The sequence below is a fragment of the Brevundimonas sp. genome, assembly GCF_965227765.1.
GTDB lineage: Bacteria > Pseudomonadota > Alphaproteobacteria > Caulobacterales > Caulobacteraceae > Brevundimonas.
Window position 1 is genome coordinate 1290774 of the sequence record NZ_OZ245778.1, and the last position, 19340, is coordinate 1310113.

The 19340-nt window shown below is 66.3% G+C and carries 19 protein-coding genes; 6 read left to right on the plus strand and 13 right to left on the minus strand.

All coding sequences use genetic code 11. The features are described 5' to 3' along the window. Positions 1 to 30 precede the first annotated feature (30 nt). The 4 genes from ACO05L_RS06145 to ACO05L_RS06160 all read right to left on the minus strand — a co-directional run bounded on the left by ACO05L_RS06145 (position 31) and on the right by ACO05L_RS06160 (position 1748). A complete protein-coding gene (locus tag ACO05L_RS06145; RefSeq protein ID WP_421731289.1) occupies positions 31 to 375 on the minus strand; it encodes a hypothetical protein in 345 nt (114 codons plus the stop codon). A gap of 78 nt (positions 376 to 453) precedes the next feature. Then, positions 454 to 807, minus strand: coding sequence for a hypothetical protein (locus ACO05L_RS06150; protein ID WP_421731290.1), 354 nt, complete (start codon positions 805 to 807; stop codon positions 454 to 456). A gap of 60 nt (positions 808 to 867) precedes the next feature. Further along, positions 868 to 1266, minus strand: a complete 399-nt coding sequence (locus tag ACO05L_RS06155) for a PaaI family thioesterase (protein WP_421731291.1) — start codon at positions 1264 to 1266, stop codon at positions 868 to 870. After that, on the minus strand, positions 1263 to 1748 hold the full coding sequence (locus ACO05L_RS06160) for a PaaI family thioesterase (protein ID WP_421731292.1): 486 nt from the start codon (positions 1746 to 1748) through the stop codon (positions 1263 to 1265). The genes ACO05L_RS06155 and ACO05L_RS06160 overlap by 4 nt, the downstream gene beginning before the upstream one ends. Positions 1749 to 1807: 59 nt before the next feature. Between ACO05L_RS06160 and ACO05L_RS06165 the strand changes: the two genes are divergently transcribed. Further along, entirely contained in the window at positions 1808 to 2824 is a 1017-nt protein-coding gene (locus ACO05L_RS06165) for a ligase-associated DNA damage response exonuclease (protein WP_421731293.1), read from the plus strand. Between the two features lie 21 nt (positions 2825 to 2845). On the opposite strand, the gene ACO05L_RS06170 is transcribed toward ACO05L_RS06165, so the two are convergent. Further along, the gene (locus ACO05L_RS06170; RefSeq protein ID WP_421731294.1) at positions 2846 to 4468 is read right to left on the minus strand and encodes a response regulator; all 1623 of its coding nucleotides are present in this window, start codon (positions 4466 to 4468) and stop codon (positions 2846 to 2848) included. Positions 4469 to 4670: 202 nt separating this feature from the next. On the opposite strand from ACO05L_RS06170, the gene queC reads away from it, so the two are divergent. The 3 genes from queC to ACO05L_RS06185 are packed head-to-tail and all read left to right on the plus strand — an operon-like array spanning position 4671 to position 6404. Continuing rightward, a complete protein-coding gene (queC, locus tag ACO05L_RS06175; protein ID WP_421731295.1) occupies positions 4671 to 5402 on the plus strand; it encodes a 7-cyano-7-deazaguanine synthase QueC in 732 nt (243 codons plus the stop codon). Continuing rightward, positions 5399 to 6034 (plus strand): 7-carboxy-7-deazaguanine synthase, encoded by a 636-nt coding sequence (gene queE / locus ACO05L_RS06180; RefSeq protein ID WP_421731296.1) that lies wholly within the window; start codon positions 5399 to 5401, stop codon positions 6032 to 6034. The genes queC and queE overlap by 4 nt, the downstream gene beginning before the upstream one ends. A 1-nt stretch (position 6035) precedes the next feature. Further along, positions 6036 to 6404, plus strand: a complete 369-nt coding sequence (locus tag ACO05L_RS06185) for a 6-pyruvoyl trahydropterin synthase family protein (RefSeq protein WP_421731297.1) — start codon at positions 6036 to 6038, stop codon at positions 6402 to 6404. 15 nt (positions 6405 to 6419) lie between these two features. Here ACO05L_RS06185 and ACO05L_RS06190 read toward each other — a convergent pair whose 3' ends face one another. The 6 genes from ACO05L_RS06190 to ACO05L_RS06215 form a co-directional block, all read right to left on the minus strand. Next, a complete protein-coding gene (locus ACO05L_RS06190) occupies positions 6420 to 6698 on the minus strand; it encodes a hypothetical protein (protein WP_421731298.1) in 279 nt (92 codons plus the stop codon). A gap of 67 nt (positions 6699 to 6765) precedes the next feature. After that, positions 6766 to 7575, minus strand: a complete 810-nt coding sequence (gene iolB, locus ACO05L_RS06195; protein ID WP_421731299.1) for a 5-deoxy-glucuronate isomerase — start codon at positions 7573 to 7575, stop codon at positions 6766 to 6768. Beyond that, the gene (gene iolE / locus ACO05L_RS06200) at positions 7575 to 8459 is read right to left on the minus strand and encodes a myo-inosose-2 dehydratase (protein ID WP_421731300.1); all 885 of its coding nucleotides are present in this window, start codon (positions 8457 to 8459) and stop codon (positions 7575 to 7577) included. The genes iolB and iolE overlap by 1 nt, the downstream gene beginning before the upstream one ends. Then, the gene (iolD, locus tag ACO05L_RS06205; protein WP_421731301.1) at positions 8456 to 10285 is read right to left on the minus strand and encodes a 3D-(3,5/4)-trihydroxycyclohexane-1,2-dione acylhydrolase (decyclizing); all 1830 of its coding nucleotides are present in this window, start codon (positions 10283 to 10285) and stop codon (positions 8456 to 8458) included. The genes iolE and iolD overlap by 4 nt, the downstream gene beginning before the upstream one ends. Further along, positions 10282 to 12228 (minus strand): bifunctional 5-dehydro-2-deoxygluconokinase/5-dehydro-2-deoxyphosphogluconate aldolase, encoded by a 1947-nt coding sequence (locus ACO05L_RS06210; RefSeq protein ID WP_421731302.1) that lies wholly within the window; start codon positions 12226 to 12228, stop codon positions 10282 to 10284. The genes iolD and ACO05L_RS06210 overlap by 4 nt, the downstream gene beginning before the upstream one ends. Before the next feature lie 90 nt (positions 12229 to 12318). Then, complete coding sequence (locus ACO05L_RS06215; protein WP_421731303.1) at positions 12319 to 13212, minus strand: MurR/RpiR family transcriptional regulator; 894 nt, start codon at positions 13210 to 13212, stop codon at positions 12319 to 12321. 147 nt (positions 13213 to 13359) lie between these two features. On the opposite strand from ACO05L_RS06215, the gene iolG (ACO05L_RS06220) reads away from it, so the two are divergent. Together iolG (ACO05L_RS06220) and iolG (ACO05L_RS06225) are read left to right on the plus strand one after the other, a co-directional pair. Next, the gene (gene iolG, locus ACO05L_RS06220; RefSeq protein ID WP_421731304.1) at positions 13360 to 14355 is read left to right on the plus strand and encodes an inositol 2-dehydrogenase; all 996 of its coding nucleotides are present in this window, start codon (positions 13360 to 13362) and stop codon (positions 14353 to 14355) included. A 2-nt stretch (positions 14356 to 14357) separates the two neighbouring features. Further along, positions 14358 to 15335 (plus strand): inositol 2-dehydrogenase, encoded by a 978-nt coding sequence (gene iolG, locus ACO05L_RS06225; RefSeq protein WP_421731305.1) that lies wholly within the window; start codon positions 14358 to 14360, stop codon positions 15333 to 15335. 73 nt (positions 15336 to 15408) lie between these two features. On the opposite strand, the gene ACO05L_RS06230 is transcribed toward iolG (ACO05L_RS06225), so the two are convergent. Next, positions 15409 to 16683 (minus strand): histidine-type phosphatase, encoded by a 1275-nt coding sequence (locus tag ACO05L_RS06230; protein ID WP_421731306.1) that lies wholly within the window; start codon positions 16681 to 16683, stop codon positions 15409 to 15411. 76 nt (positions 16684 to 16759) lie between these two features. Next, on the minus strand, positions 16760 to 19309 hold the full coding sequence (locus ACO05L_RS06235; RefSeq protein ID WP_421731307.1) for a TonB-dependent receptor: 2550 nt from the start codon (positions 19307 to 19309) through the stop codon (positions 16760 to 16762). Positions 19310 to 19340 lie beyond the last annotated feature (31 nt).

Genomic DNA, 19340 nt, shown 5'->3' on the forward strand with positions numbered 1-19340 from the left:
CAACAAGCGGGGCCATACATTACGTCAAATTCACGAGGCGACGCGGAGGTGGCTGACCACTTCTTCGCCGGCATCGAACTTCTCGGGCTTGTTCAGCGGGCCAACGGCATAGGTGCCATAGCCCAGCTTGCGATGATCCTTTTGAAGCTCGGCGTGGCAGGCCACCATGGCTTCACGCGCATTCGCCAGGGCGGCGATGGCTTCGATGGCCTTCGACTGGGCCACGGCGCCGGCGACGGGGGAGATCGAGAGGGCCGAGCGGGCGCCGATCATCGATTGAACCAGGGTCGTGGCCTGGGCGATGGCGGTGTCGATAGCTTGTTCGCTGGCGTTGAGCTCGATGGCGACGCCGGTGACGACTTGGGCACGATCCATAACAGTATCCCTCCGGTTAATAACTAATGAAGGAATGCTTAACACGCATCGAGCGATGTTGGTAGGATTTAGTTAACCTTAAGCCGTATGACTTTCGTGTGAGCCGCCTCCGCCAGCAGCGAAACGGGCTCTGCGTTCGCGCGGTTTGTCCAAGGGGCCGACCGCCAGTGTCTCTAGCCCCATGCGGCGGGCGAGAGCGGAAAGGGTATGGTGCGTCGCGACCAACTGGCCGCGCGCCTCGGTCAGAGCGCTGACGGCGGCGGCCGTCGTGTGGAAGGCGCGCTGGCCCACCACCGCCGACAGCAGCGCCTCGGCCCGCGCCGCCGGGAACATGGCGATCAGGGAAGCCGTCTCGGTCAGGGCCGCGTCGATGGCGGCCTCTGCGGCGAACAACTGTCCGGCGAGGGCATGAGCCGTCGTCTGCTTGGTCACATCAGCCCCCGAGTCCGCGTGGCGGAGCTTCAGGCAACCATGAGTTTACGCCTGTGGCAACTAAGCGTTGTCGTCGCTGAGCAGAAAGTTTGCGGTCAGGCTGGCGATCGGATTGGCCGGATCGTCCTGCCAGGCCTGGGCCAGGACGTGGGCCAGACGTCGACCGGCGCGCGAAATCCGGGCAGAGGCCATGGTGTCGACGGGTCGGCCCGACCGCAGATAGGAGATGGTGACGTCGATGGGGCGAGGCAGGCGCAGGCGCGGATAGGCCAGGGCCACCTGGGCCACGGCTGTGAACTCCAGCAGAGCGGCCGTAGAGCCGCCATGCAGGGCGGGCAGGACGGGATTGCCGATAAGGTGATCCGCGAACGGCATGACCACAACCAGATCGTCGCCCTCCATGTGGCTCTGCAGTCCAAGGAAGCGGGCATAGGGCAGGGTGTTGAGCAGAGCGGTCATGCCGGTTTCCCCGTCAACTGCGTGCGTGCCTTCAGATTGGCGCCCAACTGGTCGTTGCCGTCGCCGGTCAGGACATAGGCTCCCTGCGCGGCGGCGACCGGATCGTCCGGAGAGGTCTCGAAGGCCCAGGCGCGGATGAATGCGATGGATTTGGTCAGGCGGTAGCAGCGCGCCTCTGCCAGCAAATCCTGATTGGGCCGGGCGGCCCGCATATAATCGACCCGCAGATCCAGTGTGGCGATGGGCTGGAACTCGTTCAGCTTGAGCCACACAGCCAGGCCGCCGACATGGTCCAGCAGGGTGGTGACGAATCCGCCCGCCAGGACTTGGCTTTCGGGATCCCCGATCAGATCGGCCCGATAGGGGGCGCGCAACGTCACGCGATCCTCGTTGATGCCCTCCAGCATGAAGCCCAGGGCGCGGGTGTGGGCCGAGCCACCTGCCAGAATCGGGAGGACCTCGGTACGGAACGCTTCGCTCATTCAGCCGTCCTTACCGGGCGCAGGCTCGCGCGCAAGCCTTTCGGGACCCTTCGTCCGCCATGATCCGTTTCGAAGACCTGCTGAGACCGACCCCGGCGGGTCTGTATTGTCCGCCGGGCGACTTCTACGTCGATCCGGTGCGGCCAGTGGCGCGGGCGGTGATCACCCACGGCCATTCCGACCATGCGCGGGCCGGCCACGGCGCCGTCTTGGCCACGCCCCAGACCCTGGCCATCATGGCTGAACGCTATGGCGAGGATTTTACCGAGGCCCGTCAGGCAGCGGCCTATGGCGAACAGACCTCGATCGGCGGCGTCGATGTGCGCCTGGTTTCGGCGGGCCATGTTCTAGGCTCTGCCCAGGCCGTGATCAGTTGGAAGGGTATGACCATGGTGGCGGCGGGCGATTACAAGCGTCGCCGCGACCCGACCTGCGCGCCGTTCGAGCCCGTGGCCTGCGACGTCTTCATCTCCGAAGCGACCTTCGGCCTGCCGGTCTTCACCCATCCGCCGGACAGCGAAGAGATCGGGCGGCTGATCCAGTCCCTGGGTCAGTTTCCCGAGCGGGCCCACCTGGTCGGGGCCTATGCCTTAGGCAAGGCGCAGCGGGTCATCCGCCTGCTGCGCGACGCAGGCTGGGAAAGACCCATCTATGTCCACGGCGCTCTGGAGCGGCTGAACCGGCTCTATGATCGCGAAGGCGTCGATCTGGGACCGATCCTGCCGACCAAGGACCTGCCCAAGAACTCGCTGGGCGGCGAGGTCGTGGTGGCTCCGCCGTCGGCCATCCAGGACCGCTGGGCGCGCAGGTTCGCGGATCCGGTGACGGCCTTCGCTTCGGGCTGGATGCTGGTCAAGGCGCGGGCCAAGCAGAGGGGTGTGGAGTTGCCGCTGGTCATCTCGGACCATGCCGACTGGGGCGAGCTGGTCGATACCTTCACCGAGTTGAAGCCCCAGGAGGTCTGGATCACCCACGGGCGCGAGGAGGGCCTGCTGCGCTGGTGCGAGATCAACGGCCAGAAGGCGCGCGCCTTGAGGCTGATAGGGTATGACGAGGAGGACGACGAAACGTCCTGACGGCGGCGTATCGGCTGAGACCTAGGCGGCGCGGACCCGACGGGGCGCGGCCTCAGCGACCGGCATGGGCTCGCCGGACAGGGCGGCGTTCATGGCCATGCGCAGACGTTCGGGTTTGATCGGCTTTTCGACCACAGCGGCCATGCCCGTAGCCAGATAGGCCTTGGCGTCGTCGGGGTCGGCGTTGGCCGTCAAGGCGACGATGGGGATGTTGCGCTCCGGCCCCGACAGGGCGCGTATAGCCAGCGTGGCCTGGACCCCGTCCATGCGTGGCATCTTGATGTCCATCAGCACCATGTCGAACGGGCGCGCCTGGACCGCTTCGAGGGCTTCGAGACCATCCTCGGCGGTTTCGGAGGTGCAGCCGAACATTTCGCATAGGGCTTGGGCCACCACGCGGTTGGTGGCGTTGTCGTCGACGATCAGGATGTGCGGGTTGGACGTCAGTTCCAGGTCGGCCATCGTCTGAACGTTGGACGGGCCTTCAGACTGGGCGATGGCGCGGTTGGCGGTGAAATCGAAGGCGAAGGTGGCGCCGCGACCGGCGTTGTTCTCGGCCCAGATGCGACCGCCCAGTCGATCGACGATATGGCGGCAGATCGACAGACCCAGGCCTGCGCCGTCCGGACCGGAGCCATGCACGAAGGGTTCGAAGATGGCGTCCACGCGATTGACGTCGACGCCAGGACCGTCGTCGCGAACGCGAGCCTCCATGCGGACTTCGCCGCCTTCGACCCAGGCCTTGAGGCGAGCCTCGACCATGCCGTTGCGGGCGAATTTCAGTGCGTTGCCGATCAGGTTGTTGAATACCTGCTTGACCCGGACGGCGTCCAGTTCGGCGCAAAGTTCGGTGTCGCCCTCATAGCCGACCATCAGGGTCACGCCGTCCTGAGAGGCGCGCGGCGCCCACAGGCTTTCGATGTCGTCCATCATGGACCGCAGCGGCGTGGCCGAAGGCGACATTTCCAGCTCGCCGGCCTCGGCGCGCGACAGGTCCAGCGCGTCCTGAAGGATGCGGATCAGGCTTTCCGAGGAGTCGACGATGGTCTGGACGTGGGCATGGGCGCCCTCCGACAGGGGTTGTCGACGCAGCAGTTCGGCGACGGCCAGGACGCCGTTCATGGGCGTGCGCAGCTCATGGCTCATGATGGCCAGAAACTGGCTCTTTGCGCGCGCGGCGGACAGCGCCTGGGTCTTGGAATCGCTGAGGGCGCGTGCCTGTTCGGCCAGTTCGGCGTTCTGGCGGCGCTGCTGATCGTTGACGGCCTGAAGCAGGGAGACGGCGGTGCCGACGCCGCGGTAACGGCCTTCGTGGGTGACGATGAAGCCGCGCATCAGGGCCCCGGGGCCGCTGCGCAAAAGGATGTCGCAGAAGGTGTCGATGCTGACGCCGGCTTCGACGATGGCCGGTTCGGCATCCATCACGTGCAGCACGGGGCGATGGGCGAACAGGGCGTGGCCGAATGGGCCTGCGATTTTCAGCAGGAAAGCGTTGCGCTCGACCAGGCCGAGCGGACGGCCGTTGTCGACGACGGGAATGACCAGGGCGTCAGGGTTCTGCTGGAAACGTGCGAAAATATCGCCGGCCGAGACATCGGGGGACGCCGGCTCCATTCGTTCCGTCAGGACTTCGATCGTCGGCATACTGCCTGTTACTCCGTCTACCTGTGGACAATACGGGGAAACGGTTTGCGGAAGGGTTAAGGCGGGAACTGGTCATTTCTCACGCCTTTTTGCGTGCGCGGGGCGGTTGGTGTAGAAGCCCGCCTCGGCCCCGACGTCCGGGCCATCACATCATCAGGCGAACCCGAATGCGCGCGGCCGACCGGCCGACCGCAGACTTGTCATGAGCGAAATCCAGCCAAACCCTTCGAAATCCGCCCTTGTCCTGTTCTCCGGCGGGCAGGACAGCGCCACCTGCCTGGCCTGGGCGCTGGAGCGGTACGACCGCGTCGAGACCGTCGGCTTCGACTACGGCCAGCGCCACGCCGTCGAGATGGACGCCCGGATCAAGGTGCGCGATGGCATGGAGCGGGTGCTTCCCGATCTGTTCGACCGTCTCGGCCCCGATCACGTCATCGACCTGGCCGGCTTTGGCGCTATTGCCGAGACGGCGCTGACGTCAGAACGGGCGATCGAAATCGACGCGCGCGGCCTGCCCACCACCTTTGTGCCCGGCCGCAACCTGGTTTTCCTGACCTATGCGGCGGCCCTGGCCGACCGGCGGGGGCTTGGGGTGCTGATCGGCGGGATGTGCGAAACGGACTTCTCTGGCTATCCCGACTGTCGCCGCAACACCATCGACGCCATGAGCCAGGCCCTCAGCCTGGGGCTGGACAAACCTGTCCCGATCGAGACGCCGCTGATGGCGCTGAACAAGGCCCAGACCTGGGCTCTGGCTCATCAGATCGGCGGCCGGCGTCTGGTCGATCTGATCGTCGAGGACAGCCATACCTGCTACCTCGGCGACCGCGAGCATAGCCACGCCTGGGGCTATGGCTGTGGCACCTGCCCGGCGTGTGAACTGAGGGCTGCGGGTTATGCCGAGTGGGCCCAGCCTGGCGAGGTTGGCGTATGACCTACGCGGTCAAGGAAACCTTCCTGACGGTGCAGGGCGAGGGTGGGCAGGCCGGACGCGCGGCCGTCTTCCTGCGCTTTGCCGGCTGCAACCTGTGGAACGGGCTGGAGCGGGACCGCGAGACGGCCGTCTGTTCGTTCTGCGACACCGATTTCGTCGGCGTGGACGGGGATGGCGGGGGCAAGTTCGCCGACGCCCAGGCCCTGGCGGACCATGTCGCCTGGTTCTGGCGCGGTCGCGACGGCGATCCCAAGCTGGTGGTCTGCACCGGGGGCGAGCCCCTGCTGCAGCTGGACCGCGCCCTGATCGCGGCGCTGAAAGGCCGGGGTTTCGACATCGCGGTGGAGACCAATGGGACGGTTTCGGCGCCCGAGGGCATCGACTGGGTCTGCGTCAGTCCCAAGGCCGATGCGCCGGTGGTCCAGACCCGCGGGCAGGAGCTGAAACTGGTCTATCCGCAGGCCCTGGCCATGCCGGATCGGTTTGAAGGCCTGGAGTTCGAGCGGTTCTGGCTGCAGCCGATGGATGGGCCGGATCAGGCCGCCAACACCGAGGCGGCGATGGAATATTGCCTGACGAATCCGCAATGGCGGCTCAGCGTCCAGACCCACAAATTTATTGGCGTCCGTTAGTATGACCGTGTTCGAGATCACCAAACAGGCGACGTTCGACGCCGCGCACCACTTTCCCAACGAGCCCGAGGGCAGCATCTATCGCCGCGTCCACGGTCACTCCTTCACCGTTGAGGCCACAGTCCGGTCCGAGACCCTGGACGCCGAGCACGGCTGGGTCGCCGACCTTGGCGCGCTGGACCGGGCGCTGAAGACGGCGGCTGGCGAACTGGATCACGGCATGCTGAACGATCATCCGGGTCTGGAACTGCCCAGCCTGGAGAACCTGTGCCTGTGGTTCGCCAATCGGATGAAGCCGGAATGGCCCGGCCTGTGCCGCATCACCGTGGCTCGCCCGACCATTCACGAGCGCTGCACCCTGACCCTCTAAGGCGCTGGTGACTGCCTAGCAGTCCTTGCCCTGCGCCTGCCGCTGTTGGCAGCGGCGCTCGGCGCGATCGGCGTCGCGCTGCTCGCGTTCACGCCGGGCGCGGGTTTCCTCGTCCGACGTGGTGACGGCGTCGAAGCCGGCGCCGACCGCCGCGCCCGTGACCTTGGCCCCTGCGCCCACGACGGCGGCGCCTGTGCCGACCACGGCGCCGACGAGACACCCCTGAAGCATCAGCGAGCCGCCGATTAGGACGGCGAGCAGGCTGGCGCGTTTGGCGACGATGGCGGTGGTCATGGCTGAATCTCCCCGAGACCCGTCATTAACCGCGAAAGGGTGAACGGACCCTGAGCGTGCTCGCCCATCACGCCTTGGGCTTGACGATCCATTCGTGCGCCGGGTCGTTCCGGAAGATCCAGTTGCGCTTCGGTCCAGCCATGACATTCAGATAATAGACGTCATAGCCATGTGGTGCGCCGACAGGGTGATAGCCGCGCGGGACCATGACCACGTCGCCGTCCTCGACGCTGACCGTCTCGTCCAGACTTCTGTCGTCGGTATAGACGCGCTGGATGGCGAAGCCTTGGGGCGGGTCGATGCGGTGATAGTAGGTTTCTTCCAGCGCGGTCTCTTCGGTTGGCGTCGCCGTGTCGTGCTTGTGTGGCGGATAGCTGGACCAGTGGCCGCCCGGCGTGATGACCTCGACCACCAGCAGGCCTTCGGCGGCTTCCGTCTCGGGCAGGATGTTGCGGACGTGGCGTTGGTTCGTGCCGGAGCCGCGAACCTCGCGCGGCATGTCGGCCTCGGCGATCAGGCGGGGCGCGCCCAGACCCTTGCCCGGCGCGGTGCAGACGGCCAACTCGACAGCGCCCCCTGCGGTGACGGCGTAGTCGGTCCCGGCGGGGACATAGACGGCTCCAGGTGCGCGATCCTCGAACGGAGTGGCGCGGCCGCCGACGCCCTCGAAGGTCTGACCACCCGCCGTGATCGCGGCCGTGCCGGCGACGATCACTAGGCAGGCCTCGCGTCCCGCCTCGCCGCCATTGTACGTCTGGCCTGACTTCAGCCGAACGACCTTGAAGCCGACGTGCTCCCAACCCGCGCTTTGCGGCGTGACCTCAAGAACGGCGCCGTCGGCGTCGGGGGCGTGGGGGCGGACCTTGAGGTTGGGCATCAGATCAGGCCCGCTTCCGCAGCGCGATCCTTCAGCGTCTTCAGACCCAGTTCGGCATATTTGCGCGGGTTGGCCAAGGCGGGGTCCTGTTCGGCCTCGATGACGATCCAGCCGGAATAGTCCATGCGGCGCAGCGCCTGCATGATCTCGGCATAGTCGATGCCACCGTCGCCGGGGACGGTGAACATCCCCGACAAGACGCCATCCAGGAAGCTGGAGCCGCCCTTCCTGGCCTTGGTGAAGGTCTCCCAACGCACGTCCTTGCAGTGGACGTGGACGACCCGCTCAGGATGGTCGCGGATCACGGCCAGGGAATTCACCCCGCCCAGGGCCGCGTGGCCGGTGTCGAGGGTGAAGCCGACTGAGGGGCTGGTGGCGGCGATGAAATCGTCCATGTCGGCTGCGGTCTCGACCACCGTGCCGAGGTGGTGGTGATAGGCGAACTTCAGACCTTGAGACGCGACATAGTCGGCGACGCCTGACATGCGCTCGCCAAAGGCCTTCCAGTCATTGGCGGCCAGACGGGGCGTGCCGGACAAGGGCACCGAGCGGTTGCCGTGGACGGCGTTGGACGTCTCGGCGAAGACGAAGACCTTGGACCCCATGGCCTTCAGCAGGTCCAAGTGCGGCTGCATGGCGGCGATTTCGGCGTCAGCGTCCTGAACAAGCAGGGACCCGGAGTACCAGCCGCCGATCAGGTCGAGCCCGCCCAGCATGGCCTTCAGCTCGCTCGGGTCCTTGGGGAAACGGCCGCCCAGTTCGACGCCTTCGAAACCGACCTCGCGGATGTCGTTGAAGATGTCCTCGAGCGGCGTGTCGCCGCCCAGTTCGGGCATGTCGTCGTTGGACCAGGCGATCGGGCTGACGCCCCAGCGGATGCTCATGACAGGTCTCTCTTCATTCGAATCTGGTTCTCGTAGTCGGCGCGGGCGGCGTTGACCTGGGGCCGGTCCGAGACCTCGGGCACGGCGACATCCCACCACCAGCCGCCGGCCTCGGTGGTCTTCAGCGGATCGGTGTCGATGACGACGACATAGGACCGGTCGGCGGCGTGGGCGCGGGCCATGGCGGCCTCGAACTCGCCCAGGGTCGAGACCTTTTCCGACATTGCGCCCAGGCTGCGGGCGTGGGCGGCGAAGTCGATCTCGGGCAGGGTCTCGTGACGGCTGTCGGCCAAGAGATTGTTGAAGCCGGGCGAACCGGTCGCCTGCTGCAACCGATTGATGCAGCCGAAGCCGCGGTTATCCAGCAGGGCGACGATCAGCTTGTGACCCATCATCACCGAGGTGGCGAGTTCGGAGTTCAGCATCATGTAGCTGCCGTCCCCGACCATGACGACGACCTCGCGGTCCGGCTCGGCCATCTTGACCCCCAGGCCGCCGGCGATCTCGTAGCCCATGCAGGAGAAGCCGTATTCCAGGTGGTATCCGCCGGGCCGGGCCGTGCGCCACAGCTTGTGCAGTTCGCCGGGCAGGCCGCCCGCGGCGCAGACCACGACGGCGTCGTCGCCCATGGACCGCTGGACGGCGCCGATGACCTGGGCGTCGCTGGGCAGGGTTTTGTCAGCCGAACCCGCGGTCGCCGCTTCGACGGCGGCGGTCCACCCCGCCATGTCGACGCCGAGATCAGGCGCGCGCCACGCGGACAGGGCGGCGGACAGGGCCTTGATCACCGTGCGGGCGTCGCCGATGACAGGGACGGCGGCGTGCTTGTGGGCGTCGAAGGGCTGGACGTTGACCTGAAACAGCTTGCGGTCGGGGAAGAGGCTGCGCGAGCCGGTGGTGAAGTCCTGAAGGCGGGTGCCGATAGCCACGATCACATCGGCGGTCGAGGCGGCCTCATTGGCGGCGCTGGAGCCGGTGACGCCGATGGAGCCGAGGGTGTTGGGATGGTCCCAGGGTAAGGCTCCCTTGCCCGCCTGGGTCTCCGCAACCTTCAGGCCGGTCGCCTCCGCCAGGGATTGCAGCGCGCCTTCGGCCTGGCTGAACAGGACGCCGCCGCCAGACACGATCAGGGGCCGTTTGGCGGCTTTCAGCGCATCGACCAAAGCCGCCATTTCGCCTGCGTCGGCGGGCTGGCGACGTTCGGTCCAGAGGAGGCGCTCAAAGAAGGCGAGGGGATAGTCGAAGGCCTCGGCCTGCACGTCCTGACAAAAGGCGATGGTCGCGGGGCCGCAGGTCGCCGGGTCCAGCATGGTCGCCAGGGCCTTGGGCAGGGCGTCGAGGATCTGTTCGGGCCGTGTGATCCGGTCGAAGAAGCGCGACACGGGCTTGAAGCAATCATTGGCTGTGACGGTGGCGTCTCCGAAATCCTCGATCTGTTGCAGCACGGGATCGGGGCGGCGGCTGGCATAGACGTCGCCCGGCATGAACAGGACCGGGATGCGGTTGACGTGGGCCAGGGCGGCGGCGGTCACCAGGTTGGTCGCGCCGGGGCCGATTGAGGTGGTGCAGACCATGGCGCGACGGCGGCGCATCTGTTTGGCGTAGGCGATGGCCGAATGGGCCATGCCCTGTTCGTTGTGCGCCCGCCAGGTCGGCAGGACATCGCGATGGGCGTGCAGGGCCTCGCCGATGCCGGCGACATTGCCGTGGCCGAAGATGGCCCAGCAACCGGCGAAGTAGGGAACCTCGACGCCATCGACGACGACATGCTGTGCGGCGAGCCAGCGGACGGCGGCCTGGGAAGCGGTCAGTCGGATCGTGGTCACGCGCTCAGAGCCTCGGGAACGGGAGTGATGGCCGCGCGCGACTTTGCGGCGCGCCAAGCGGCGATCAAGACGGAAAAACGCGACGACAGGTCAGAGATGGCGGCTTCGTCGTCCATCTTGCCGGCCAGCCATTGCTCGGCCGCGTCGGCGAAGATGGTGCGGCCGACGGCGAACCCCTTGACGATCGGGCGGGCGGCGGCGGCGTCGAACGAGGCGATCAGCTCTGCCTCGGGCGACGACAGGCCCAGCAGGACGACGCCGCGGCACAGGGGGTCATTGGCCTCGATGGCGCGCTCGATATTGACCCAGGCGGTCTGATCCTCGGTCGGCTCCAGTTTCCACCAGTCGGGCTTCATGCCCAGATCGTAGAGCCGCTGGATGGTGCGCGAAATGGTGTTGGAATCGATCGCGCCGTTCTTGGAGGCGATGATCTCCAGCAGCAGTTCGTGGCCGGTCTTGCGGCAGGCGTCCTGCAACCGCAGCATCTGGCGCTCCTGACGGTCGCGCAGGTCTTGGGGGTCGTCTGGGTGATAGAAGACCAGGCATTTGACGACGTGGTTCGGCGGCCAGGTCGCCAGTTCGGTCGCCACGTCGGCCGAGCTTTCGAACACCAGCGGGCAGGATCCCGGCAGTTCGATGGGGCGTCCGATCCAGTAGTCGTGGTCGGCGGCGGCCTCCAGACCCCTCATGCCGAACCGGCCGTCCAGCAGGACGCCATAGCGGGTATCGCCCTTGGCCAACCTATCGACGGCTTGCAGCGCCAGCGCCTTGAAGGCGGGGATGCGGGCGGGATCGGCGCCGACCTTGGCGCACATCTCCTCGAACTGGCTGCGGTGGTCCATGGCAAGAACGGTCAGTTCGTCATAGGTCCCCCGGCGCGTGGTGGCCCAGTGGACGTGCTCAAGCTCCACGTCCTCGCGCAGGCGGAACGGACGTTCTGTTCCGTCCAGGAAAAGCTGCAGCTCGTCCCACGTCGGCATGGCCGGAGCGCAGCCGTGGCGCGAGACGACGATGGCGCCGCAGGCGTTGCCGAAGGCGCAGCAGGTCTCCAGCGGCTCGCCCTTCAGCCAACCGCGCAGGAAGCCAGCCATGAAACTGTCGCCGGCGCCCAGGACGTTGAACACCTCGACCCGGAAGCCCTGGCCTACGACGCCGTCGTCCAGACTGTCGGGAATGGCGTCGGGGAAGGCCGAGCAACCATCCGGCCCGCGCTTGCAGACCAGCAGGGCGGCGCTGCGTTCACGAACCGCCCTCAGCGCCGCGATAGTGTCGGTCGAGCCGCCCAGGATGTGGATCTCTTCCTCGGTGCCGACGATCAGGTCGCAAAGGGGCAGGACCTGTTGCAGGCGGGCGGTGACGGCGGCGTCGGCGACGAAGCGGTTCTCGCCCATGTCCTTGCCGGTCAGGCCCCAGAGGACGGGGCGATAGTCGATGTCGAAGACCACCCGGCCGCCGCCCTCGCGCATCAGCTGGCAGGCCTTCATCGTCGCATCGAAGACGTTGGGGCGCGACAGGTGGGTGCCGTTGATCAGCAGGGCGCCGGCCGACTGGATGAAGGCGGGATCCACGTCCTCGACGCTCAGCGCCATGTCGGCGCAGTTCTCGCGATAGAAGATCAAGGGGAAGGTGTCGGGGTCGCGGATGCCGAGAAACACCAGGGCCGTCAGCCGTTCCGCATCGGTCAGGACGCCGTCGGTTTCCACGCCCTCGACCGTCAGCTGTTCACGAATGAACCGCCCGAAATGGTCGGCGCCGACGCGGGTCAGAAGCCCGGCCTTCAGTCCCAGCCGCGACGATCCGACCGCCGTATTGGTGGGGCTGCCGCCGATGTATTTGGCGAAGGACATCATGTCCTCCAGACGCCCGCCGACCTGCTGGCCGTACAGGTCGATGCAGGATCGACCGAGCGTGATGAGGTCAAGCCGATGTCTGTCGTTCGCCATCGAACTCGTCTCTCGAAACAGCCCCCGAGCGCAAATCGCCTCGGGATATGTAACGTATATTCCAGTTTCAGAACGCTCGCAACGTCTGTTTCATTGCTTCGCGCGCTTTGACGCACCTTTCATCGTGGACGCGTTCCGCGCCGGCTGTGACGTTGTAAAGGCGAACGAAATCACCAGGGCCTGGGCCAGGCACATGGAGGTGGACAGCGAGCGGAATTTGCGGATTTCGGCCTCACGGACCTGAAGCACCTGGGTCGCGGGCTTGGCGACGGGGCTGACCAGGCTGTCGCTGATCGACAGGACGGGAGCCGAGCGTTCGACGGCGGCGTCGATCAGCTGGACCGCCTCTTCGGCATAGGGATGATAGCTGACGACCAGCAGCAGATCGCGCGGCGTGATCGCGTGGATCTGCTGGCGGGTCATGCCGCCGATGCTGTCGATGAACACCGTGCGCTTGTCCACCTGATGCAGGGAGTAGGCGATGTAGGCGGCGACCGGGAAGGATCGGCGGAAACCGGCGACATAGATGGTGTCGGCCTGGGCCATCAGATCGACGGCGGCTTCGAGATCCGCAGAGCTGACGATCTCGCCCAGGTTCTGGAGGGCCAGGGTGTTGCCTTCGATGAACTCGGCCAGAACCTGTCCGGGTTGGCCCACGGCCTTGTTGTCCACCGTCTCGCTGAACTGGCGCACCCGCTCGCCATAGGCCAGGGCCGCATTGCCCGACAGCAGACCGTCGCGGAACAGACGTTGCATCTGGGTGGCGCCGTCGAAGCCGAACGACTTGGCGAAGCGGACGATGGCCGAGGGCTGCACGCCGCTGCGTTCGGCCAGCACCGCCAGGGTCTCGAGCGCCACGGCGTTCGGCTCGTCCAGCACATAGCGGGCGATCTGCTGCAACCGCTTGCTGAGGGATTCATACCGATCAAGGATCGCGGCCCTCAGTTCCTCGGCGGTCGTGGGGGCGGGGAGGTGATCCATCATGCGATTCCGTCTCTTGCAGCGATGCGTGACGAACCTCGCACGAGGCGGCGATGAATGGAATGCCGTCGGCGCGCGTAGAAATTCCATTTCATGGATAGACAGAATATCGGTTCCATGTTGTCTCCGGTGAAAAGACGGGAAACGACCATGAGCAGAATCGATGTGGCGCTGATCGGCGCCGGACGGATGGGGTCCATCCATGGGCCTAACGCGGGGCGAAACCCCGGCCTGAGGCTGAAGTATGTGGTCGATCCGCGCGCCGACGCGGCCGCCGCCATCGGCGATGCGTTCGGCGCCAGCCAGGCGACGCTGGAACAGGCCCTGGCCGATCCGTCCATCGGCGGGGTGTTGATCTGCAGCTCGACCGACATGCATCTGGAACACGCCCTGGCGGCTCATGCGGCGGGCAAGGCCATCTTCTGCGAGAAGCCCATAGACCTGGACCTGGCCAAGGTGCGCGAACAGGCGCCGAAGTTCGCCGATGCGCGGCTGGTCCTGGCCTTCAACCGCCGCTTTGATCCGCAGTTCACGGCGCTGAAGGCGCAGCTGGATTCCGGCGCCGTCGGCACGCTGGAAAGCCTGCATCTGGTCAACCACGACCCCGCCGCCCCGCCGCCCGGCTTCATCCCGACCAGCGGCGGCCTGTTCAAGGACTTCACCATCCACGACCTGGATCTGGCCCGCTGGCTGCTGGATGAGGAGATCGTCGAGGTCTATGCGGCGGCGTCCTGTCTGGTCGATCCCGAGATCGGCCGGCTGGGCGATGTGGACACGGCGCGGACGGTGCTGAAGACGACGTCCGGGCGTCTGTGCGTCATCTCCAACACCCGCCGCAGCGGCTACGGCTATGATCAGCGGATCGAGGCCTATGGCTCCAGGGGCATGGTCACGGCTGGCAATGTGCATCAGGACACGGTGCAGAGCCTGTCCGAGACCGGGGCGACTGCCGCCCCCATCGAGATGGGTTTCCTGCAAAGATACGCCGGCGCCTACAAGGCAGAGATGGACCATTTCGCCGAGGTGGCCCACGGCCGCGAGACGTCCCGCGTGGGCTATGCCGAAGGGCTGGCCGCGCTCGTGCTGGCCGAGGCCTGCGATCAATCGGTCCGCTCCGGCGAGCCTGTCCTGCTGAAAGGAAACTGAACATGCACAAGGTCGCGATTATCGGTGCGGGCCGTATCGGCCGCATCCACGCCAAGAACGCCGCTCTGAACCGCCGAATCGAACTGGCGGGCGTCGTCGATCCGATGGCGGATGCGGCCGCGTCGATGGCCGCCGAATGGGGCTCAAAGGTCATGTCGCTAGACGAGGCGATGGACGATGCTTCGATCGCCGGGGTCATCATCGCCAGCTCCACCGATACCCACCTGGACTATAGCGTGCGCGCCGCGAAGGCGGGCAAGGCCATCTTCTGCGAGAAGCCGATCGACCAGGATTTGGAGCGGGCGAAAAGCGCGGCGGACGACCTGGGTCAGGCCAGGATCCTGCTGGCCTTCAATCGCCGTTTCGATCCGAACTTCCAGGCTTTGAAGGCGCGGCTGGACTCAGGCGTGATGGGCAGTCTGGAAAGCGTGCAGATCACCTCGAACGATCCGTCGCCGCCGCCGCCGTCCTACGTCGCCGTATCGGGTGGTCTGTTCAAGGACATGGCCATCCACGACTTCGATATGGCCCGCTGGCTGCTGGGCGAAGAGGTGACCGAGGTCTATGCCGCCGGCAGTTGCCTGGTCGATCCCGAGATCGGCAAGCTGGGCGACGTCGATACGGCGCGCACGGTGCTGAAGACGGCGTCGGGCAAGCTGTGCGTCATCTCCAACAGCCGCCGGTCGGGCTTTGGCTATGACCAGCGGATCGAGGCCTATGCGTCCAAGGGCATGGTCAAGGCGGACAATGTGCTGGAATCGACGGTGCAGGTCTGGGGCGAGGCGGGGGCTGCGGCCGACCGCTTCCAGAACTTCTTCCTCGACCGCTACGCCGAGGCCTATCGCCGCGAGATGGAGCATTTCGCCGACATGCTGGACGGCGGCGCCGCCTCGGTCGGTTACGCCGACGGGGTTGCAGCCCTGGCCCTGGCCGAGGCGGCGGCGCAGTCGGTGAAGACGGGCTCGGTCGTCCGCCTCTGAGACCCGATTGCTGAAACGACGACGGGCGGGGGCTGTGCGGCCCCCGCCCGTTTTCATGTCTGCAACCCGGCTGTCAGGCGGCGGGCGTGAAGGGCACCAGGCGGCTGCGCACCAGCCGCTCGAATGTCGGCAGGGCGCAGGGGGCGTCGCAGCCGGGGATGTCGAGATACTGGTGGGACGGCGCGTTGTCGCCCGTCAGAGGTTGCAGGTAGCGGATCTGGTCCATCGTTTGGGCGCGGTAGAAGGCGCGGACGAAGCGGGCGCCCGACGCATCTTTCAGCACCTCGAAGCCCAGAGCGCCGCCGGGGGGCGGGTTGTCGCGCGGATAGGTCGGCATATGCCAGTGCAGGTCCAGCATCCCGCCCAGGTCGGCGATATTGGTGTCATGCCCGGCCAGAACCGTCAGCTTGGGACCGCTCTCCATCGCCGTCAGCATCCGCGACATCAGCGGCGAGGCGGCGCGGGCCGCCACATAGGGGGCACGGCCTTCATAGCGGAACTTCAGGGTGTTCAGCTCCAGCAGGTCCTCGATCTGGTCGCGCGTGACGCGGCCCCAGCCCACCTGGGACATCGGGAAGCCTTCCAGATATTCCAGCAAAAGCGTCTGGCTGGCGGTCGAAGCCGTGCCGAAGGGCTGGCCGACGTCGGCGCGATCATTGGCGTTGCGGACCAGGCCGACCGGCATCTGGGACAGGTCACAGCCGGCGGGCAGGGCGCTTTCGGCGCAGAGCGGCGCGGTGCAGCAGCCCAGAACACGGCTCAGCAACTGAAGCCGGCCTGACTGGCGCTCGCGCTCGGCAAGAAGGCCTCCGGGAGGGGCTAGGGCCAGTTGCGCTGCGAACGCGGCGTCGCTGTCGATCGCCACTGAATGGGCTTCAAGCGGATGAAACTCGGCGTCCTCCTCCTCGGACGCCGGGTGGGCGACGGCGACGGTGCAACCCGGCAGCATGCCTTCGACCAGGGCGCGCGCCGTGTCCTGGGTGCGGGACTTGAAGCTGGCGGCCACGGTGATTTCGGAAGGCGACGGACAACCCTGTGCGGGCAGGATTCCGCGGGCGACCCACTGAGTCCGATCCCACTGACCCAGCAGTTTCACGGCGTCGTAGCCATGCGGGGTCAGGGCGCCGAACGGCACGGACCAGGTCGGCCAGACCTCATCGGTTACGCCCGTCTCTACGGGATCCTTGGTCGGGGGGCGCACGCCGTGGCGCATCAGCATGACGACACGTTCCAGCGTCATGTCGGGCATTTCGGCAAGCGCGGCGGGCTTGGCTTCATCGGCGACCGGCGTCGTCACACAGGCGCCGAGCGCCAGGGCGGCGCCGAGGAGGGGGATCAGGCTACGCATGGGTCACTCCGTACAAAAAAGAGCGGCGGCATCACGAATGACGCCGCCGCAGTTGCTCAGGTCTGGATGGAAAAACCTAGAAGGACAGCTGGACACCGGCTCGCAGCGAGTAGCCATAGCGCTCGTTCTCGGCGATCCGGCTGCGGCTGCCGACATAGAACCGCTGGGGCTCGTCGTTGAGGTTGGACGCTTCCAGCGACATCGAAACGCGGTCGTTCAGCTTGTAGGCCACGCGGGCGTCCCACTGGTTGAAGTCGTCGACGTAGAGGTCTTCGGTCTCGTCGCCGCCGACCGTGTCCAGATAGGCGGAGCGGAAGGTGTAGGCGACGCGGGCCGAGAAGCCGGCGTTCTCATAGCTAAGCTGGGCCGAGGCGACCGTGTCCGACTGCGTCAGCAGCGGCACCTTGTCGTCACGTCCGGGAACGCCCTCGGCTTCGGAGTCGACCAGCGTCAGGTTGATGCCGCCGCTGAAGCCCGAGATCGGCAGGAAGTCGAGCTCCATCTGCAGGTTGAACTCGGCGCCCATGACCACGGCCTTGTCGGCGTTGACGGGCGTCGTGACCTCGGCCTCGTCCAGCGCGATGCCGGCATAGACGACGTCTTCCAGGTCCTGGGTCGAGAAGAAGATCGGGTTTTCGATGTCCTTGCGGAACAGGGCCACCGAGAACACGCCGCCGCGACCGATATAGTATTCCGCCGCCAGGTCGAAGTTGGTCGAGGTCAGGGGTTTCAGATCGGGGTTGCCGACCGAGACCTCTTCGTCGCCCTCGTTGACGACGACGTAGGGGGCGATGTCCTCGTAGTTCGGACGGCCGATGGCGGTGGTCACGGCGCCACGCAGCACCAGATTGTCCGAGGCGTCATAGCGCAGGTTCAGGCCGGGGAAGTAGTCGGTGTATTTGCGCGAGCCGAAGGTGTCGAACGCCTGGTCCAGGGTCGAGTCCTCGGTGACGCTCTTGGCCGCGTAGTCGCCCTCGGTGTGCTCGACGCGGATGCCCGGAATGGCCGTCCACTGGCCCCACTTCAGGGTCGCCATCACATAGGCGGCGGTGATGGTTTCCTCGATGTCGTAATCGGAGGCCAGGCTGTCGCCGAGGGTGCTTTCCTCGTCCAGCTCGAACTCGCCGCGATTGGCGACAAAATAAGCGTCGGCCAGTTGCTGGCTGACCGTCGGACCAAAGCGATAGCGACCGTCATAGAGCGAGTCGATATCGCGGCGGTCGACGTGGTTCAACGTCAGGCCGGGCCCTTCGTAATCATAGGTTTCGGCGTTTGCGTCGTTGGACTTCTGGCGATTGATGTATTTTGCGCCCAGCTTGAAGGTCGAACCGTCGCCGATCGACAGCGGGAAGCGGTAGTCGATACGGGCCTGATAAAGGTCCTCGATCGCCTCGCGGCTTTCATAGCTGGTGTTGTCGGCCTCGTAGGTCGAGGCGTCATAGGCGTCGGCCGTCGGAGTGAAGATGTAGAGGTCGGGGCCTATGTCGTAGGAGCCGGAGACGCCGTCGCGGTTGAACTCCCACTCGTTGCGCATCGGGTCGCGCTTGTTGGCGCGCGAATAGGTGCCTTCGATGTTCAGCAGGCTCTCGCCGATCTCGAACGCGCCGCCCAGGGATGCGGTGAAGGTGTCAGTGTTCTCCGCCCGGGTGCGGACGCGGCGGTTAGCCTCCGCTTCGGAGAAGTCGCCGGTCGTCGCCGTGGTGTTGGCGAAGACGGTGTCGTCCTCGTCCAGCTCGATCGAGAAATTGTCGCGCGTCTCGGAGTCTTCGTATTTGGAATACAGGAACCGGGCGAACAGCTTGGACTGGTCGTTCGGACGCCAGTCGAAGTTGGCGACGGCGCCGGTGCGCTTGCGGTCGGTGGTGTACGGACGGATTGTGAACTCTTCGGGGATTTCGTTGCCGTCGACCTCGAAACGACCCTCGCCGCCTTGCAGGTTCTCGGCGGCGATGAAGCGTTCGGAGAAGTTGGCCGCCAGGACCACGCCGAACTGGCCGCGATCACCGAACACCGTGCCGAAGCTGGCGTCGAACTCGTAGGGATTGTCTTCGGCCAGCTCGTTGTAGCCATAGGCGCCGCGCAGGGTGCCGAAGGTGCGGTTGCGGTCGAACGCCGTCAGGGTGACGATGTTGGCCTGACCGGCGATTGCGTTGGCGTCCAGATCGGGGGTCAGGGTCTTCACGACGGTGACCGAGCCGATCAGGGCCGAGGGGATGTCGTCCAGCTTGACCTGGCGGCTTTCCGGCTCGGGGGCTGCGGCGGTCTGGCCGTTCAGCGTCACGTTCAGCAGGTCGGGCGACACGCCGCGAACCGTCAGATAGCGGCTTTCGCCCATGTCGTTCGACGTGGACAGGCCGGGCAGGCGGCGCAGGGCCTCGGCGACGTTCTGGTCTGGCAGGCGACCCACGTCATCGGCCTGGATCTGGTCGACCTGGCTGTCGGAGTTGCGCTTATTCTCCAGCGCGGCCCGGTCTGCGGCGCGGCGACCGGTGACGACGACCTCGTCGATCTCGGTGGCGTCTCCGGCGTCCTGGGCATGGGCGATGGCCGGCGAAAGAAGCGCTGGCGTCAGCAAGCATGTCGACAGCAGCATGGCCCGCAGGGCCGTACGACGATAGGCGCGCATAGTTATCCTCCCCACATCCGCCCGTGCCGAT

Excerpts from the sequence above, each read along its gene's own strand:
- ACO05L_RS06145 (WP_421731289.1), bottom strand. The coding sequence starts at position 375 with ATGGATCGTGCCCAAGTCGTCACCGGCGTCGCCATCGAGCTCAACGCC.
- ACO05L_RS06155 (WP_421731291.1), bottom strand. The coding sequence starts at position 1,266 with ATGACCGCTCTGCTCAACACCCTGCCCTATGCCCGCTTCCTTGGACTG.
- ACO05L_RS06160 (WP_421731292.1), bottom strand. The coding sequence starts at position 1,748 with ATGAGCGAAGCGTTCCGTACCGAGGTCCTCCCGATTCTGGCAGGTGGC.
- ACO05L_RS06165 (WP_421731293.1), top strand. The coding sequence starts at position 1,808 with ATGATCCGTTTCGAAGACCTGCTGAGACCGACCCCGGCGGGTCTGTAT.
- ACO05L_RS06170 (WP_421731294.1), bottom strand. The coding sequence starts at position 4,468 with ATGCCGACGATCGAAGTCCTGACGGAACGAATGGAGCCGGCGTCCCCC.
- queC (WP_421731295.1), top strand. The coding sequence starts at position 4,671 with ATGAGCGAAATCCAGCCAAACCCTTCGAAATCCGCCCTTGTCCTGTTC.
- queE (WP_421731296.1), top strand. The coding sequence starts at position 5,399 with ATGACCTACGCGGTCAAGGAAACCTTCCTGACGGTGCAGGGCGAGGGT.
- ACO05L_RS06185 (WP_421731297.1), top strand. The coding sequence starts at position 6,036 with ATGACCGTGTTCGAGATCACCAAACAGGCGACGTTCGACGCCGCGCAC.
- ACO05L_RS06190 (WP_421731298.1), bottom strand. The coding sequence starts at position 6,698 with ATGACCACCGCCATCGTCGCCAAACGCGCCAGCCTGCTCGCCGTCCTA.
- iolB (WP_421731299.1), bottom strand. The coding sequence starts at position 7,575 with ATGCCCAACCTCAAGGTCCGCCCCCACGCCCCCGACGCCGACGGCGCC.
- iolE (WP_421731300.1), bottom strand. The coding sequence starts at position 8,459 with ATGAGCATCCGCTGGGGCGTCAGCCCGATCGCCTGGTCCAACGACGAC.
- ACO05L_RS06210 (WP_421731302.1), bottom strand. The coding sequence starts at position 12,228 with ATGGCGAACGACAGACATCGGCTTGACCTCATCACGCTCGGTCGATCC.
- ACO05L_RS06215 (WP_421731303.1), bottom strand. The coding sequence starts at position 13,212 with ATGATGGATCACCTCCCCGCCCCCACGACCGCCGAGGAACTGAGGGCC.
- iolG (WP_421731304.1), top strand. The coding sequence starts at position 13,360 with ATGAGCAGAATCGATGTGGCGCTGATCGGCGCCGGACGGATGGGGTCC.
- iolG (WP_421731305.1), top strand. The coding sequence starts at position 14,358 with ATGCACAAGGTCGCGATTATCGGTGCGGGCCGTATCGGCCGCATCCAC.
- ACO05L_RS06230 (WP_421731306.1), bottom strand. The coding sequence starts at position 16,683 with ATGCGTAGCCTGATCCCCCTCCTCGGCGCCGCCCTGGCGCTCGGCGCC.
- ACO05L_RS06235 (WP_421731307.1), bottom strand. The coding sequence starts at position 19,309 with ATGCGCGCCTATCGTCGTACGGCCCTGCGGGCCATGCTGCTGTCGACA.